Source organism: Streptomyces sp. NPDC047108 (genome assembly GCF_040643575.1).
In the GTDB taxonomy this organism is placed as follows: domain Bacteria; phylum Actinomycetota; class Actinomycetes; order Streptomycetales; family Streptomycetaceae; genus Streptomyces.
The window spans coordinates 116,133-129,791 of the sequence record NZ_JBEYUP010000011.1 but is presented as its reverse complement, the minus strand read 5'-3'; the positions used below and the strand labels follow the sequence as shown (position 1 = coordinate 129,791).

Below are 13,659 nucleotides of genomic sequence, written 5' to 3'. Positions count from 1 at the left end.
TGTTCCTCCGGTCGCCAGGGCGGGTCACAGGGCCGAGCGCATGGTCCACAGCTCGGGGAAGAAGCGGTGCTCGTTGACCGTCCGCAGCCAGGCGGCGCCGTCGCTGCCGCCGCTGCCGCGCTTGCCGCCGAGCATCCGCTCCACCACGAGCAGGTGGGCGGCGCGCCAGTGCGAGAACTGGTAGGCCACTTCGAGGAGTTGCTCGGCGAGGTCGTACAGCACCCGGTGCGCCTCGGGGTCGCGGTGGACGGTGAGCCACACCTTCTCGACCTCGTCGCTGGGCTCGTACGGGGTCGAGGGGTCCCGGGTCGTCAGCTGCTCCGGCACGGGCAGTCCGGTCCGGGCGAGGAAGCGGAGCACCTCGTCGTAGAGGCTCGGGCGGTCGAGCTCGGCACGCAGCTCAGGAAACGCGTCGAAGTCGGACGACCGCACCATGGCGGTGTTGCGGTTGCCGAGGGTGAACTCCAGCAGCCGGTACATGAAGGACTGCGTGCCGGACGCCTCGCCCAGCACGTCCCGGAAGACGAGGAACTCGTCCACCGTGAGGGCGTTCATGCTCTCCCAGCAGCCGATCAGCACCCGCTGGCTGCGCACCGCGCGGGCCAGCGCCCGCCGTGCCGCCTCGGGACGGTCCTCGCGCAGCCGGGACCGGGCCTCGTCCACCTCCAGGTGCACCATCCGGAACAGCAGTTCCTTGACCTGGCTGATGAGGATGAACGACATCTCGAACGGCGAGTCGGTGCGCGGCTCCTGCAGGGCGTGGAGCGCGTCCATCCGGGCGTAGCCGACGTACGGGTTGGTCCCCCTCACCCGGCCACCTCCCCCGCACGTCCCGCGGGGAGGCCCGTATCCGCGGTCCGGACCTCCTCGCGCAGGACGTCCCGCAGCGCCGCCACCGTGTCGAAGACCTCGGCGTACGACACGTACAGGCCGTTGAGGCACAGCCGGAGCAGGTCCGGCGGGCGGGCGTCGGTGACCACACCGCGCTCCATCAGGGCGGCCGACACCGCGGGCGCTCCGGGGCACCGCAGCGCGATGTGGTTCCCGCGCCGGTGGTGAGCGGCCGGCGTCACCACCTGAGGCTCCCGGTCCGGCGCGGAAGCGCCGTCCGTGCCGATGAGTCCGGCCACGAGGCGGATCGCGTAGTCGCCGAGCCGCAGGCTCTTGTGGCGTACCGCCGTCACCCCCGCGGTCTCCAGCGGTTCCAGCGCGGCCTCCAGCGCCAGGAGCGAGAGGACGTGCGGGGTGCCGGTCCGGGCACGGGCGATACCGGGCGCCGGCACGAACTCGTCCGCCATGTCGAACGGCCGGACGTGCCCGTGCCATCCGGTGAGCGGGAGGTCCAGCGCGTCGTGGTGGCGGGCGGCGGCATAGAGGTACGCGGGGGCTCCCGGGCCGCCGGAGAGGTACTTGTAGCCGCAGCCCACGGCCAGGTCCACACCGGCGGTGTCCACGTCCAGCGGCACGGCTCCCGCCGCGTGGCTGAGGTCCCACACGGCGACGCCCCCCGCAGCGTGGACGGCGGCCGTCGTCCGGGGGACGTCCCACAGCTCGCCGGTGCGGAAGTCGACGGCACCGCACAGCACGGGGCCGACCTCGCCCCGGTGCCGTTCGAGTACCCGGTCCAGCTCGTCCACCCGGGCTTCGACCAGCCGCAGGCCGAGCATGCGGGCCACGGACCCCGCCAGGTAGCGGTCCGTGGGGAAGTTGGCCGCGTCGGACACGAGCACGGTGCGGTCCGGGCACAACCGGGCGGCGGCGGTCAGGGCGTTGAACAGCTGCACCGAGGTGGACTCGCCCACGACGGTCCGGCCGGGCCCCGCGCCGATCAGCCGGCCGATCCGGTCGCCGACCCGCACCGGGGCGTCCCACCAGCCGTCCTCGGTCCAGCCGCGGATCAGGTGCTCACCCCACTGGTGCCGCACCACCCGGTCCAGCGCGTCCGGCACGGCGCGGGGAAGGGGGCCCAGGGAGTTTCCGTTCAGCTGGATCACGCCGTCGGGCAGTGCAAATTCCTTGCGGAATAAGGAGAGCGGGTCCTCGGAGTCCTGCTGCTCGGCCCACTCACGAGTGGCTTCCACTGGTCGTACTCCCTCGGTCTTCCGTAGGGGGATGCTGCTCGCGGCAGCCGGTGGACACAGTCGACTCGCACTGTAGGGAATTCTGTCTTCGCCCCAGGTGAAGGGTCAACACATGCTCTGTCAATGGACTTTCAGAGAAGCGTCAAAGGGACTTCAGGGCTATTTGAGGACCGGTCAGAGAACATTCCCGTGAGAGCTGCGCAATGCATTTCCGGAATACGCTCCAGGGGTGAGCTGAAAGGCGCGCGCAATCCGGCGTCCGGAATCGGGAGGAAGACATGGCGATGGAGACGGGGTACGACGGAACACGTCCGGCGCGGGCGCGGGAAGCGGACACCCCGTGCGTGGGTCCGCAGTGCGCGGCGGTGCCGGGGGAGGCTGCCCGTGCCGTGGCCGGTACGGGCCTGTGCCTGGCCTGCCGCGCGCGTCTCGCGGAGGCGCTCGTCCGCCTGCCGGCCCTCCACCAGGAGTGCGGGGAGCGCCACTTCCGCGCCCACACTCCGGCCTGGGCCAGGCCCCCGGCGCCGTGCCGGCACCCCGTCAGCACGCTGCACGCGTCCGCGGCGGACGTCCGCCGCGCCGTGCTCGGCGTCCTGGCCTCCTGGGCCGGACTGACGGCCGCGGCCACCGGCGCTCGCCCGCCCCGGCGGACGGTGGACGATCTGTGCGCCTTCCTCCACCGCCAACTCGGCTTCCTCGCACGGCATCCCGCGGTCGGCGACCTCGCGGCCGAGCTGGCCGACCTCCAGGCCCGGGCCGAGCGCGTGGCCCGCCCCGACCAGGCGGGACATGTCGTGGTCGGGCCCTGCGTGGAGACCGGCTGCGGCGGAAGCCTCACCGCGCGTCCCGCGCGGGACCGGCGCCATCCGGCCCGCGTCTCCTGCGACGCCGACCCCGGGCACAGCTGGAGCGGGGCGGAGTGGCCCTCGCTGGGGCGGCGGATGGATGCCGCTCCCGCGGCTCGCCTCGCTCCCGCCGCACCCTCACCCGCCGTACCCGGAGCGGCTGCCGCATCCGCACCCGCGGGCGGGCCGCGCTGGCTGAGCCAGGAGGACGTCACCGCCCTGTGGGGCGTTCCGCGAGGGAGCGTGTACCGGCTGGCGAGCGAACAGCGGTGGGAGCGCCGCCGCGCGGCCGGCCGCACCTACTACGCGGCCGACGACGTCCGGCGCGCACTGGCCCGCACCGGGGACTGACCCCGCCGCGGTCCCGCCACGCAACGAGCCGGGCCGCTCCCCGGAGGCCGGGGCAGCGGCCCGTACGCGGACGGGTGGTGGTCACACCCGCGCGGGTGGCGGCACGGCGAACTCGCCGGTCAACTCCTGGGGTACGCGCCCCCCGACCGTGGCGGTGAGCCCTCCGCCGGAGGCGTCGACCGTGCACTCCAGAACGGACGGCCGGTCCATGCCGGAGCCCTGCTCGATCCGGAACGCGAGCCGCCCGTCCGGCAGTCCGCGCGTGTCGAGCCAGACGCCGAGCGCCAGTCCCACCGAGGCGCAGGCCGGGTCCTCCGGGATCGCGTACCCCGGGGCGAACAGCCTGGCCCTGGCCGTACGGGCCGCTGCGTCCCAGTGGAAGACGAAGAGGTCCGGCAGGTCGTTCCGCCGCATGCTCCCCGGGTCGGGACGTGCCGCGTCCACCGCCTCCGCACGCACCGGCAGCAGGTGGAACAGCGGCCCGAACCCGGCGGCCAGGACCGGCCCGTCGTCCACGTCCTCCGCCGTCAGGCCCACGGCTCCGACCAGCGGAGCGGGGTCCAGGACCCGGACCGGGGGCGGCGCGGTCGCGGTGATCGTGGCGCGCTCCGCGTCCGCCCGCAGCTCCAGCAGCTTGTCGCCGCACTGCTGGACGACCCTGCCCGACGGCAGCCGCCCGGAGCGGACCAGTGCCACCGCGGTGCCCACCGCCGAGTGCCCCCCGAAGGGCGACTCCCCCTCACGGGTGAAGACCCGTACGCGGTGTGTGGCCTCGGGCGCGGTCGGAGGGAGGACGAACACCGTCTCGTCGACCCGCAGGCGCGCCGCGATCCATCGCATGTCCTCGGTGTCCAGGCCCTTGGCGTCGTGGACCACCGCGAGCGGACTGCCACCGCCCCTCCCGGCTCCGAACATGCCGACCATCTCGAAGGGGACCGTCACCGCGCACCTCCCCATTCGGCCGCCGCGAAGTCGAAGAGCACCTGTTCCCGCCCCTGGAAGGGGAATTCGGGGCGGGGCCAGTGCACGACGAGGTCGGTGAAGCCGAGGTCCTGGAAGACCCCGGCCGCGTCCTGGTAGCTGCCCAAGGACTCCGTGACGCCGCCGACCTGACCTCCCGTCAGCAGCAGTCGGCGCAGACCGGACGGATCGCGCCCCTGCGCCACGCAGGCGTCGTCCACCGCCGCCAGCTGTTCCTTGAGGACGGGGACCACCCGGTCGTACGGTTCGCTGTCGAAGAGGTTGGGGGCCCCGCTGGTCACCCAGATGTCGGCGTACCGCGCGGCGAGGGCCATGCCCCGGGGTCCCGCGGCGGCGACCGCGAGGGGCAGACGCGGCGTGGCCAGGCACTCCGGTTTCACCACCACGTCCTCCACCGTGTACCACGCGCCGCGGAAGGTGGTCCGCCCTTCGCGCAGCAACCGGTCCAGCAGGCCGACGAACTCCTCGAACCGGGCCCCGCGTTCACGCCGCGAGACGGGCCGGTCCCCGCGGATCCGGGAGTCGTGGCCCGCGGCCCCCGCGCCCACACCGCAGACCATCCGGCCTCCGGAGACGTCGTCGAGCGACACCAGTTCCTTGGCGAAGTCCACCGGGTGCCGGAAGTTGGGGCTGGCGACCAGAGTCCCGAGCCCGATCCGGGAGGTGGCCTCGGCGGCGGCGGCGAGGGTGGGCACTGCCGAGAACCAGGGCGCGTCACTGAGCCAGCGCCACATCAGGTGGTCGTAGGTCCAGGCGTGGTCGTACCCCAGCTCCTCCGCCAGGGTCCACCGTTCCCGCGCTCGTGACCATCGGTGTTCGGGCAGGAGCAGGACTCCGTGGAGCATGTGCTCGGCTCTCCTCTCGGATCGGAGCGGATCGGAGCGGGGCGGATGCCCGCCGGGAGGGGGCATCGTTCAGACGGCCGCCGGAGCCTGCCGCGCCAGGTCGGCGGCGTGGTCCGCGGCGACGGCCAGGACGGAGCCCAGGCGGCGTTCGCACGCCGCCACCGAGATGTTCCCTACGGCGGCCTCCTCGCCGTCGTCGTCCAGGCCCAGGGGGTACAGGCCGTTCACGGCGAGATCGAGGGCCACCGCCCGCAGCCGGCGCAGCAGTTGGGCGGCGACCGCGGTGTCGGGGACCGGGCCGCGCAGCGTCATGAAGAAGTTGTCGTAGAGGACGGCCGTCCGTTCCGAGGGACGCACCGGGCTCTCGGCGATGGTCTGCTGGAGCAGTGACCGCCCGTTGGGTACGAGCCGGGCGGCGACACGGTCGTGCACCGCCCGCTGGGTGTCGACCGCGATCCGGAGGCCGGTGGCGCGCCCGTGGCGCAGCCACGGCAGGGGACGCCCTCGCATCAGACCGCGCACCTGGGCGAAGTCCGGGGCCCAGGTGCCGCTGAATCCCCGGTGCTGGAGGAACATCGCCGGGCGGATCAGGCTCTGGTAGAGGGCACGCGGGCAGGAGCCGCTGTACAGCAGCATGGCGCAGTAACCGTGGGTGTAGGACTCGAGCCGCGCCGTCTCCGCGGGGCCGGGGGCGGTCTCGCGCGCCGCCGCGTCGTCCAGGATGCGCCCCATCAGGCGCCACAGGGCGAACGTCACCTGATGGCCGGTGATCCAGCGGAACCAGAACAACTGGTCGTACGAGGGAGCCGGGGGCACGGCGAGGTGACCGGCCGCCGGCCCGGTGCCGGTGAGCGCCCGCAGGTCCCCGCAGATCCGGTCCGGGTCACACGGCGGCGCCGTGAGCGGCCGGTGCTCCGTACTCGCGCGCGCCTGACCGGCGGGAGGCATGGCCAGCGGTTCCAGGGCGTAGGGGAAGTCGCCGAAGTCCCAGTCGCCGACCCGGAGCAGGTCGTACGCGGCAGGCGGGGTGAGGGTGTTCATCGGTGACCTTCCGGCACGTGCGTGAACTCGTACTCCAGCCCGTTGACGTCGAAGACGTAGAGGCTGCTCACGCCGTCGCCGTCGACGACGATGTCGGTGGGCCCGTCCTGGCGGGCGAAGGCGAACCGGCCCGAGTCGTACAGCTCGGTCCACCGGTCCCGGACGGTCTCCAGGTCCTCGGGGGTGTCCACCCGCAGGCACACGTGCTGGAACTGGAAGGCATCGTCCTGCGGGGGCCCGGCGTCGTAGCCCGTGCGGTCGAACAGATGGAAGCGGAGGTCGCCGACCGCGACCTCGACCAGCCGGCCGATCCGCGGCAGCCGACTGAGCGTCAGCTCGGAGAAGCGGTCGAGCTCCCACTTCTTCTCCGCTTCGAAGAACTCCAGATACCAGTTGAGGCAATTCTCCAGGTCCGCCGTCTGCACGCCCACATGATGGATGCTCGGCTGTGCCCCCTTCACGGTGGAGTGCGGCGCCGTCGTCTCTTCGGTCAGGGACATCTCTGCTGCCTTCCGGATTCTCGGGAGTTGGCGGATGTCTGCGGAACTTCGACCTCCACATTTCGCGCGGAAGCGGTGCGCGCTTCGGCCCATGGGAATGGCGAACGCGCGGAAAGGGGAGGGGAATCCGCCGGGATCGGGCTGGAATGGTGGCGAGGTTATGCGAAGTTAGCTTCGGTCATTCCGAAGCGTCAACGCAGGAATGACAGAAGTGCATGAGAGGTTTGTGAGGTCCAGTACAGAGGAACGTGTGCCGTGCAGGGCAGGCGGGGGGTGGCGAGGGGCCTCCTGCGTCCCGCCCGCCGTCGGCTTTGTCCCGTTTCCCCACACCCAGAGCGTCGTTCTGGAAGGTATGGACACCACACCGATCCTTGTCCTCGGAGCCACCGGCTCCGTCGGCCGTCGTGTCGCCGCGCACCTGCGGAGTCAGGACGTACCGGTCAGAGCCGCCTCCCGGCACAGCGCCACCCGCTTCGACTGGGACGACGAGAGCACGTGGGAGCCGGCGCTGAGCGGTATCAGCCGCATGTTCCTGATGGCCCCGGACGGCGTCCCCGTCGCCCCGGACTTCGTCGGCCTGGCGGCGGACCTCAAGGTCGAGCAGATCGTTCTTCTCTCCAGCCGTGCCATCGATGTGATAGGAGATCAGCGCCTGCTGGAGGCCGAGCGTGTCGTGAGGGAGTCCGGAGCCGACTGGACGGTCCTGCGCGCCGACTGGTTCGACCAGAACTTCGACGAGGGCCCGTTCCGCGAGGCGGTGCTCGCCGGAGAACTGGCGGTCCCGCTCGGCGACTGCCGGCAGGCGTTCGTGGACCTCGAGGACGTCGCGGCCGTGGCTGCCCGGGTCCTGACGGAGCCCGGGCACGGCGACCGGGTGTACGAGGTGACCGGGCCTCGGGCGCTGTCCTTCGGCGAGGCTTGCGCCGTCATCGGCGCCGCCGCCGGCCGGCCGCTGGCGTACGAGGGCGACCCGGACGCCTACCGGGCCGCACAGATCGCGTTCGGCCGCCCCGAGGACGAGGTCGAGGGGGAGATCGCCGCCTTCGCCGCCCTGCGCGGACTCGGCGACACCGAGCCCCTGGACACGGTGCCTCGCGTGACCGGACGCCCCGCCCGGACCCTCGAGGAGTACGCCGCGGCGGCAAGCGGGAGTTGGCGCACCGGCGAGGCCGACGGGGCCGGCGAGACGGGCGCCTGACCGGCGCGTTGCCGGTCAGGCGCCTCCACCGGTGTGCCGGGGATGCTCAGGCCCGGCGGGCGCGGCGGGCCCGCAGGGCGAGGCGGGTCGTGGCGAAGATCAGGAGCGCGAGCAGCGCGACCAGCACGGCGAAGGCGAGCGGGTCCGGTATCCCGTCGCCCACGGTGCACTCCAGCGGCGCCTGCGTGTCGCCTCCGCCCGCCGAGCCCGGCAGCGGAGCCTGTGCGGTATCGCCCGCGCAGTCGGACTCGTAGCCGGCGAACAGCAGGCTCCCGGTCAACGCCAGGGGCGGAAGCGCGATGCCCACGCCGCCGAAGACCTTGTCGCCGACGGTCCATCGCCGCGACAGACACATCAGGACCAGGCCGGTGAACCAGCAGGCCTGAGGCACGATCGGGAAGACCCAGAACATCGTCCCGCCGATGATCAGCAGGAGGATCGCGGCAGCCTCCCGCGCCGCGGAGCCTGTCGGGGCAGTCCCCTCGTCCTTGGCCACGGCCGGCAGGTCGCCGAGTGCGGCCGCCACGATCTCCTGCGGGTGGCCGAGCCGGCTGAGGATCGTCCGTACGGCCGCGTCGTCGTCGGTGTCGTTCCGGCCGTCGGCTCGGGCCTCGGCCTGCGCGACGGCGATGTGGGACCGGACGTCGGTCAGGAGTTCGGCGCGGCGGTGTGGCGGCAGGGCGGCTGCGGCGCGTTCCAGTTCCGCCAGGTAGTTCTCTGCCCGTGCGTTGGGGCGGATGTCGTGGGTCATGAGCGGGGCGCCTCGTTCTTGGAGAGGAAGTGGAGGACGGCGTCGTGGAACCGCGGCCATTCGGCGGTGAAGTCGTCGAGGGCCTGCTGACCGGTGGATGTGAGCTCGTAGTAGCGCCGGGGCGGTCCGCTGGTGGACTCCTGCCAGGAGGTCGTCACCAGGGACTCCCGGCGCAGCCGGGACAGCAGTGGGTAGATGGTCCCCTCGCTGGTGACCATCACGTCCACATGTCCCAGCTCGCGGAGCAGCTCGACGCCGTAGCGCGGGCCGCCGCGCAGCAGCGCCAGCACGCAGTACTCGAGCACGCCGCGCCGCAACTGGCTCATCGCCTTATTGGCGTTGCCTGGTTCCATGCACGGCATGGTTCGCGGCAACACCCGGTCGGTTCCAGAGTTCCCACTACTCAAAGCGGCTGAGCCACCGGTGCGGCCCGGTGGCCCGGTGCGGCCGGGCCGCATTCCGTGGTGCGGTCCGGCCGGCCGACGACCAGGGCGCCTGCCCGGCAACATGCCGGTCAGGCGCCCTTTCTGCCGGTCCGCGAGACGTGGGCCGGAACGGCGTGAGATGACGCGCGGGTCAGCCCCCACTGCGCGCCTTTCGCGGCCGCGTAGGCGGACGGGCCCGACAGTGCGCGCTGGAAGGCGTCGGAGCCGATGCGTATCACTCTCGGCCGCGGCCCTGCGCCTTCATCCCGGGGAGCATCCCCTGGAGCAGCAGTGTGGGGCTGTCCCGTAGGAATCCCCGACCACGCTACGGAGTCCACCGCACCATCGCTCTCCCTTCGGTGATCTCCGAGAGTCAGGAGGCCGGGCAGCCGGGCCCCGTCCACGTCATTGAGCGGGGCCCGGCGTCATCGGGTCACGAGATGAAGAGGCTCTCCACCTTCGACACGTCGATCGAGTCACCCGGGGGCGTCACGGTGACGGGTTCGTCGTAGTCCGTCAGGCGGAAGGTCGCCTGCCCGCCCTGGGGTGAGCCCTTGGACGACCTCTCGGATTCCACCTTCACAGGGAGCGGCTTGCCTTCGGTCGCGATGAAGAAGGCCGCGGATGCTCCCTCGGCCGTCGTGCCGCGCAGGACGACGGCCTTCCTCCCGCCAAGGGTGACCAAGCCGTCCTTCGTCCACTTCCCGACCTTCGAGAAGAGGTCCTGCCGGAGTGGGTTCGCGTCACACATGAGGGAGGGAAGCCCCAGTGCGAGCGAGGACTTCGTGCCCGCGAAGTACTTCCCCTCGGCCCCCGGAACCTTGGCTCGGACCGCCTTGCCCTGCTTGGTCGCCCAGTAGGAGTCCTCCGGCTTGAGCCAGATCTTCTCGCCTTTCCGGATGAGACGAGAAGGACTCCCGGGCTGGAAGGTGACGGTGCCGGCGCAGTTTCCGGCCCGGTCCATCCTCAGGTTCGCGCCCTTCGCGAGGAGGCGCACGGAGTCCGCGCTCCTCAGCGCCTCGGAAGCCTTCTCCGCGATCTCCGTCGCGGGCAGCTTCTCCACGCCGTTGGAAGTCCCGGCCCGCCCGGTCGCAGGCCTCCCGCGGCTGTCCTTGCCCTTCGGGGAACTGTCGCCGGCCTTCTCGTCCTTGGCGCCGCTCGTACGGGCGCTGCCGGAATCGCTGCCGCATCCGGAGAGTCCCATCGCGACGGCCGCCAACACAGCCACCGTCCAGGTCCCGAACGTTTTCGTCATGGGGTGATGCTCGCCTTTCACTTGGTGCAGCAGGCCCTGTGCATCTCGCGGAACGTTGCGCGAGATGCGGCCGAATCAGCCGCAGGGACAGCGCGTCGGAGACGCGCACACGGGGGAATCGGCACCGGCAGCGCTTCGATCGGCCAGGCGGCCGGAGGCTCTGCAGGTCCTGCTCTTCAGGCCCTCCACCCTCGGGCCGCGGCTGCCCGGCCGGTAGTGACGATCCATGGCGATACCTGTCGGATCTGTGGTCGCGCGGCGTACGGGAGGGGATTGTCGAGGGTGCGGGCCAGGAACGGGCCCAGCGGAGTCCAGGGGATACCGGAAAGGGCGCCCGACGGGAACTCCCGTCGGGCGCCCTTTCCGGTGGGTCCGGAAGACGTGCGTCTAGAAGAAGCCGAGCTTCTTCGGCGAGTACGACACCAGCAGGTTCTTCGTCTGCTGGTAGTGGTCCAGCATCATCTTGTGGGTCTCGCGCCCGATGCCCGACTGCTTGTAGCCGCCGAACGCCGCGTGCGCCGGGTAGGCGTGGTAGCAGTTCGTCCACACCCGGCCCGCCTGGATGTCACGGCCCGCGCGGTACGCGGTCGAGCCGTCGCGTGTCCATACGCCCGCACCCAGCCCGTACAGCGTGTCGTTGGCGATCTTCATGGCGTCGTCGTAGTCGGAGAACGAGGCGACCGAGACGACCGGGCCGAAGATCTCCTCCTGGAAGATCCGCATGTGGTTGCTGCCCTCGAAGATCGTCGGCTGGACGTAGTAGCCGCCCTCCAGTTCGCCGCCGAGGTCGGCGAGCGCACCACCCGTGAGGACCTTCGCGCCCTCCTGCTGCCCGATGTCGAGGTACGAAAGGATCTTCTGGAGCTGGTCGTTGGACGCCTGGGCGCCGATCATCGTGTCGGTGTCCAGGGGGTGGCCGGGCACGATCTTCTCCGTACGCGCGACCGCCGCCTCCAGGAACTCCTGGTAGTGGCCCTGCTGGATGAGCGCCCGGGAGGGGCAGGTGCACACCTCGCCCTGGTTGAGGGCGAACATCGTGAAGCCTTCGAGCGCCTTGTCGCGGAAGTCGTCGTGGGCGGCCGAGACGTCGTCGAAGAAGATGTTGGGGCTCTTGCCGCCGAGTTCGAGCGTGACCGGCTTGATGTTCTCACTGGCGTACTGCATGATCAGCCGCCCCGTCGTGGTCTCGCCGGTGAAGGCGATCTTCGCGACGCGCCCGCTGGAGGCGAGCGGCTTGCCGGCCTCCACACCGAACCCGTTGACGACGTTGACGACCCCCGGCGGCAGGAGATCGGCGACCAGGTTCAGCCAGACGTGGATGGACGCCGGGGTCTGCTCGGCGGGCTTGAGCACGACGGCGTTCCCGGCGGCCAGGGCCGGCGCGAGCTTCCAAGTGGCCATCAGGATCGGGAAGTTCCACGGGATGATCTGGCCGACGACGCCCAGCGGTTCGTGGAAGTGGTAGGCGACCGTGTCCTCGTCGATCTCGCTCAGGCTGCCTTCCTGCGCCCGCAACACCCCCGCGAAGTAGCGGAAGTGGTCGACGGCCAGCGGGATGTCGGCGGCCAGGGTCTCGCGGACCGGCTTGCCGTTCTCCCAGCTCTCGGCGACCGCGAGCTCCTCCAGATGAGCCTCCATCCGGTCCGCGATCCGGTTGAGGACGTTCGCGCGCTCCGCCGGCGCCGTACGGCCCCAGGCGGGCGCCGCGGCGTGGGCGGCGTCGAGTGCGGCCTCCACGTCCTCGGCGGTGCCGCGCGCCACCTCGGTGAACGGCCGGCCGTTGACCGGTGTGGGGTTCTCGAAGTACTGGCCCAGCTTCGGCTTGACGTACTCCCCGCCGATCCAGTGGTCGTACCGGGACGAGTAGGAGACGATCGAGCCGTCGGTGCCGGGAGCGGAGTAGCGGGTCATCTCGGTGGCCTCCACAGAACGTCGCCGCCCGTCCGTGGGCAGCGCTCCGCAGGAGGCTAGGAGCGGCGAGGTTGCGACCACGTTGCGCCGCGGGGCGGGGCGGTGCCGTGAGCCCCGGCAGCGCGGGGACCGCCCGCCTTCCGCGGCGCGGCGCCGTTCCTGTCCGCGGTGTCGGCGACGCCCAGTTCGCCGTCGAGTTCACCCAGCCGGGCCCGCGCCACGGCCGCGGCCACGGACCCACGCGGCAGCGCCGCCGCGAGCGCCGTCCACGCCCCGAGGTCGTCCGTGCCCCACGCGCTGCGCGTCCAGGCGTCCAGCAGGTCCGGATCCCGCCGCGCGACCAGCGCCGCCCGCAGCTCGTCCTCGATCCTGCGCCGCAGCCGTTCCACGGCGGGAGCCCGCGAGCCCGGCAGCAGCGGTCCGGTGTACGCGTCGAGGGCCGCGGCCGGTGCGCCTGAGCCGAGGCGGCGCAGGACGGTCGCGAAATCCGCCTCGACCGGCACGTCCAGGCGGTACGGCCGCGAATGCAGGACCTCCTCGCCCAACAGGCGGCGCAGCCGGGAGAGTTCGGCCCGCAGGGTGACGGGCGAGACCGACTCGTCCTCGTAGAGCGAGAGCAGCAGCTCGTCACCGCTGAGCCCTTCCGGATGGCAGGCGAGCAGCACCACGATCTCGCTGTGGCGCGGGCTGAGCCGCACCGTGCGTCCGCCGTGCGCGAGCAGCGCCTCGTCGCGGCCGAGCGCGGACAGCTCCAGGACCGTGCATGCGGTGGGCGGCGGTGCGAGCAGGGCGAGCTGTGACTCGGCGGCCCGCGCGACGGCCTGGACGAAGGCGAGGCTGTGCGGGTGGGCGAGCCGGTCGCCGCCGGTGATGTCCACGGCGCCCAGCACCCGCCCGGTTCGCGGGTCGTGCACCGGCGCCGCAGCGCAGGTCCATGGCTGCACCGGGCGGCTGAAGTGCTCGGCGGCGAAGACCTGGACGGCCCGGTCGACCGCCACGGCCGTGCCCGGCGCGTTGGTGCCCATCGCCGACTCGGCCCAGCGCGCCCCGGGCACGAAGTTCATCCGCCCCGCCCTGCGCCGCGCACCCGCGTGCCCCTCCACCCACAGCAGCCGGCCCTGGGTGTCGCAGATGGCCAGCAGATGCTCGCCGTCCATCGCGAACGAGCCCGTCAGTTCGCGGATCAGCGGCATCACCCGGGCCAGCGGATGCTCGGCGCGATAGGCGCCCAGTTCGCCGTCGTCGAGTTCCACCGCCGCGGTGGAGTCCGGGCTGACATGGGCGCGCGCCGATCGCTGCCAGGAGTCCACGACCACCGGCCGTACGGGGCGGTCCACCGAGCCCGCCGCCGTGAACGCCTCGTGGGCACGACGGATCGCGCCGGCCCGCTCGGCGGGGTCGGCGCCCGGTTCGAGGGCGACCCACGGATTGACGGCCAATGCAGCTTCCCCGGGTGGAATGTCGGCTTTGATGGC

General features: G+C 72.1%; 13 protein-coding genes. 2 read left to right on the top strand and 11 right to left on the bottom strand.

The window, feature by feature from the left end; all coding sequences use genetic code 11:
* Positions 1 to 24: 24 nt before the first annotated feature.
* Together ABZ822_RS21940 and ABZ822_RS21935 are read right to left on the bottom strand one after the other, a co-directional pair.
* Positions 25 to 810, bottom strand: a complete 786-nt coding sequence (locus ABZ822_RS21940; RefSeq protein ID WP_360856599.1) for a tryptophan 2,3-dioxygenase family protein — start codon at positions 808 to 810, stop codon at positions 25 to 27.
* Positions 807 to 2,081, bottom strand: coding sequence for an aminotransferase class V-fold PLP-dependent enzyme (locus ABZ822_RS21935; protein ID WP_360856596.1), 1,275 nt, complete (start codon positions 2,079 to 2,081; stop codon positions 807 to 809). Before ABZ822_RS21935 ends, ABZ822_RS21940 begins: the two co-directional genes overlap by 4 nt.
* A 278-nt stretch (positions 2,082 to 2,359) precedes the next feature.
* Here ABZ822_RS21935 and ABZ822_RS21930 point away from each other — a divergent pair, with 278 nt between their 5' ends.
* Positions 2,360 to 3,277, top strand: coding sequence for a hypothetical protein (locus tag ABZ822_RS21930; protein ID WP_360856593.1), 918 nt, complete (start codon positions 2,360 to 2,362; stop codon positions 3,275 to 3,277).
* Between the two features lie 81 nt (positions 3,278 to 3,358).
* On the opposite strand, the gene ABZ822_RS21925 is transcribed toward ABZ822_RS21930, so the two are convergent.
* From ABZ822_RS21925 to ABZ822_RS21910, 4 genes are all read right to left on the bottom strand, one after another.
* A complete protein-coding gene (locus tag ABZ822_RS21925) occupies positions 3,359 to 4,219 on the bottom strand; it encodes a PhzF family phenazine biosynthesis isomerase (protein ID WP_360856590.1) in 861 nt (286 codons plus the stop codon).
* Positions 4,216 to 5,103 (bottom strand): LLM class flavin-dependent oxidoreductase, encoded by an 888-nt coding sequence (locus ABZ822_RS21920; RefSeq protein ID WP_360856587.1) that lies wholly within the window; start codon positions 5,101 to 5,103, stop codon positions 4,216 to 4,218. The genes ABZ822_RS21925 and ABZ822_RS21920 overlap by 4 nt, the downstream gene beginning before the upstream one ends.
* Positions 5,104 to 5,172: 69 nt before the next feature.
* Positions 5,173 to 6,144, bottom strand: coding sequence for a hypothetical protein (locus ABZ822_RS21915; RefSeq protein ID WP_360856584.1), 972 nt, complete (start codon positions 6,142 to 6,144; stop codon positions 5,173 to 5,175).
* Positions 6,141 to 6,644: a VOC family protein gene (locus ABZ822_RS21910; protein ID WP_360856581.1), complete on the bottom strand. Its 504-nt coding sequence runs from the start codon at positions 6,642 to 6,644 to the stop codon at positions 6,141 to 6,143. Before ABZ822_RS21910 ends, ABZ822_RS21915 begins: the two co-directional genes overlap by 4 nt.
* Before the next feature lie 352 nt (positions 6,645 to 6,996).
* Between ABZ822_RS21910 and ABZ822_RS21905 the strand changes: the two genes are divergently transcribed.
* Positions 6,997 to 7,842, top strand: a complete 846-nt coding sequence (locus ABZ822_RS21905; RefSeq protein ID WP_360856579.1) for an SDR family NAD(P)-dependent oxidoreductase — start codon at positions 6,997 to 6,999, stop codon at positions 7,840 to 7,842.
* A gap of 46 nt (positions 7,843 to 7,888) precedes the next feature.
* Here the strand turns inward: ABZ822_RS21905 and ABZ822_RS21900 are convergent, their stop codons facing one another.
* The 5 genes from ABZ822_RS21900 to ABZ822_RS21880 form a co-directional block, all read right to left on the bottom strand.
* Positions 7,889 to 8,593, bottom strand: coding sequence for a hypothetical protein (locus ABZ822_RS21900; RefSeq protein WP_360856576.1), 705 nt, complete (start codon positions 8,591 to 8,593; stop codon positions 7,889 to 7,891).
* Positions 8,590 to 8,946, bottom strand: a complete 357-nt coding sequence (locus tag ABZ822_RS21895; protein WP_360856572.1) for a PadR family transcriptional regulator — start codon at positions 8,944 to 8,946, stop codon at positions 8,590 to 8,592. The genes ABZ822_RS21900 and ABZ822_RS21895 overlap by 4 nt, the downstream gene beginning before the upstream one ends.
* Positions 8,947 to 9,451: 505 nt before the next feature.
* Positions 9,452 to 10,273, bottom strand: a complete 822-nt coding sequence (locus ABZ822_RS21890; RefSeq protein ID WP_360856569.1) for a hypothetical protein — start codon at positions 10,271 to 10,273, stop codon at positions 9,452 to 9,454.
* 387 nt (positions 10,274 to 10,660) lie between these two features.
* Entirely contained in the window at positions 10,661 to 12,184 is a 1,524-nt protein-coding gene (gene adh / locus ABZ822_RS21885; RefSeq protein ID WP_360856566.1) for an aldehyde dehydrogenase, read from the bottom strand.
* A gap of 56 nt (positions 12,185 to 12,240) precedes the next feature.
* A complete protein-coding gene (locus ABZ822_RS21880) occupies positions 12,241 to 13,644 on the bottom strand; it encodes a GAF domain-containing protein (RefSeq protein ID WP_360856767.1) in 1,404 nt (467 codons plus the stop codon).
* Positions 13,645 to 13,659 lie beyond the last annotated feature (15 nt).

Coding starts and splice junctions, on each gene's coding strand:
- ABZ822_RS21930 (WP_360856593.1), top strand. CDS start 2,360: ATGGCGATGGAGACGGGGTACGACGGAACACGTCCGGCGCGGGCGCGG.
- ABZ822_RS21920 (WP_360856587.1), bottom strand. CDS start 5,103: ATGCTCCACGGAGTCCTGCTCCTGCCCGAACACCGATGGTCACGAGCG.
- ABZ822_RS21915 (WP_360856584.1), bottom strand. CDS start 6,144: ATGAACACCCTCACCCCGCCTGCCGCGTACGACCTGCTCCGGGTCGGC.
- ABZ822_RS21910 (WP_360856581.1), bottom strand. CDS start 6,644: ATGTCCCTGACCGAAGAGACGACGGCGCCGCACTCCACCGTGAAGGGG.
- ABZ822_RS21905 (WP_360856579.1), top strand. CDS start 6,997: ATGGACACCACACCGATCCTTGTCCTCGGAGCCACCGGCTCCGTCGGC.
- ABZ822_RS21900 (WP_360856576.1), bottom strand. CDS start 8,593: ATGACCCACGACATCCGCCCCAACGCACGGGCAGAGAACTACCTGGCG.
- ABZ822_RS21895 (WP_360856572.1), bottom strand. CDS start 8,946: ATGGAACCAGGCAACGCCAATAAGGCGATGAGCCAGTTGCGGCGCGGC.
- ABZ822_RS21890 (WP_360856569.1), bottom strand. CDS start 10,273: ATGACGAAAACGTTCGGGACCTGGACGGTGGCTGTGTTGGCGGCCGTC.
- adh (WP_360856566.1), bottom strand. CDS start 12,184: ATGACCCGCTACTCCGCTCCCGGCACCGACGGCTCGATCGTCTCCTAC.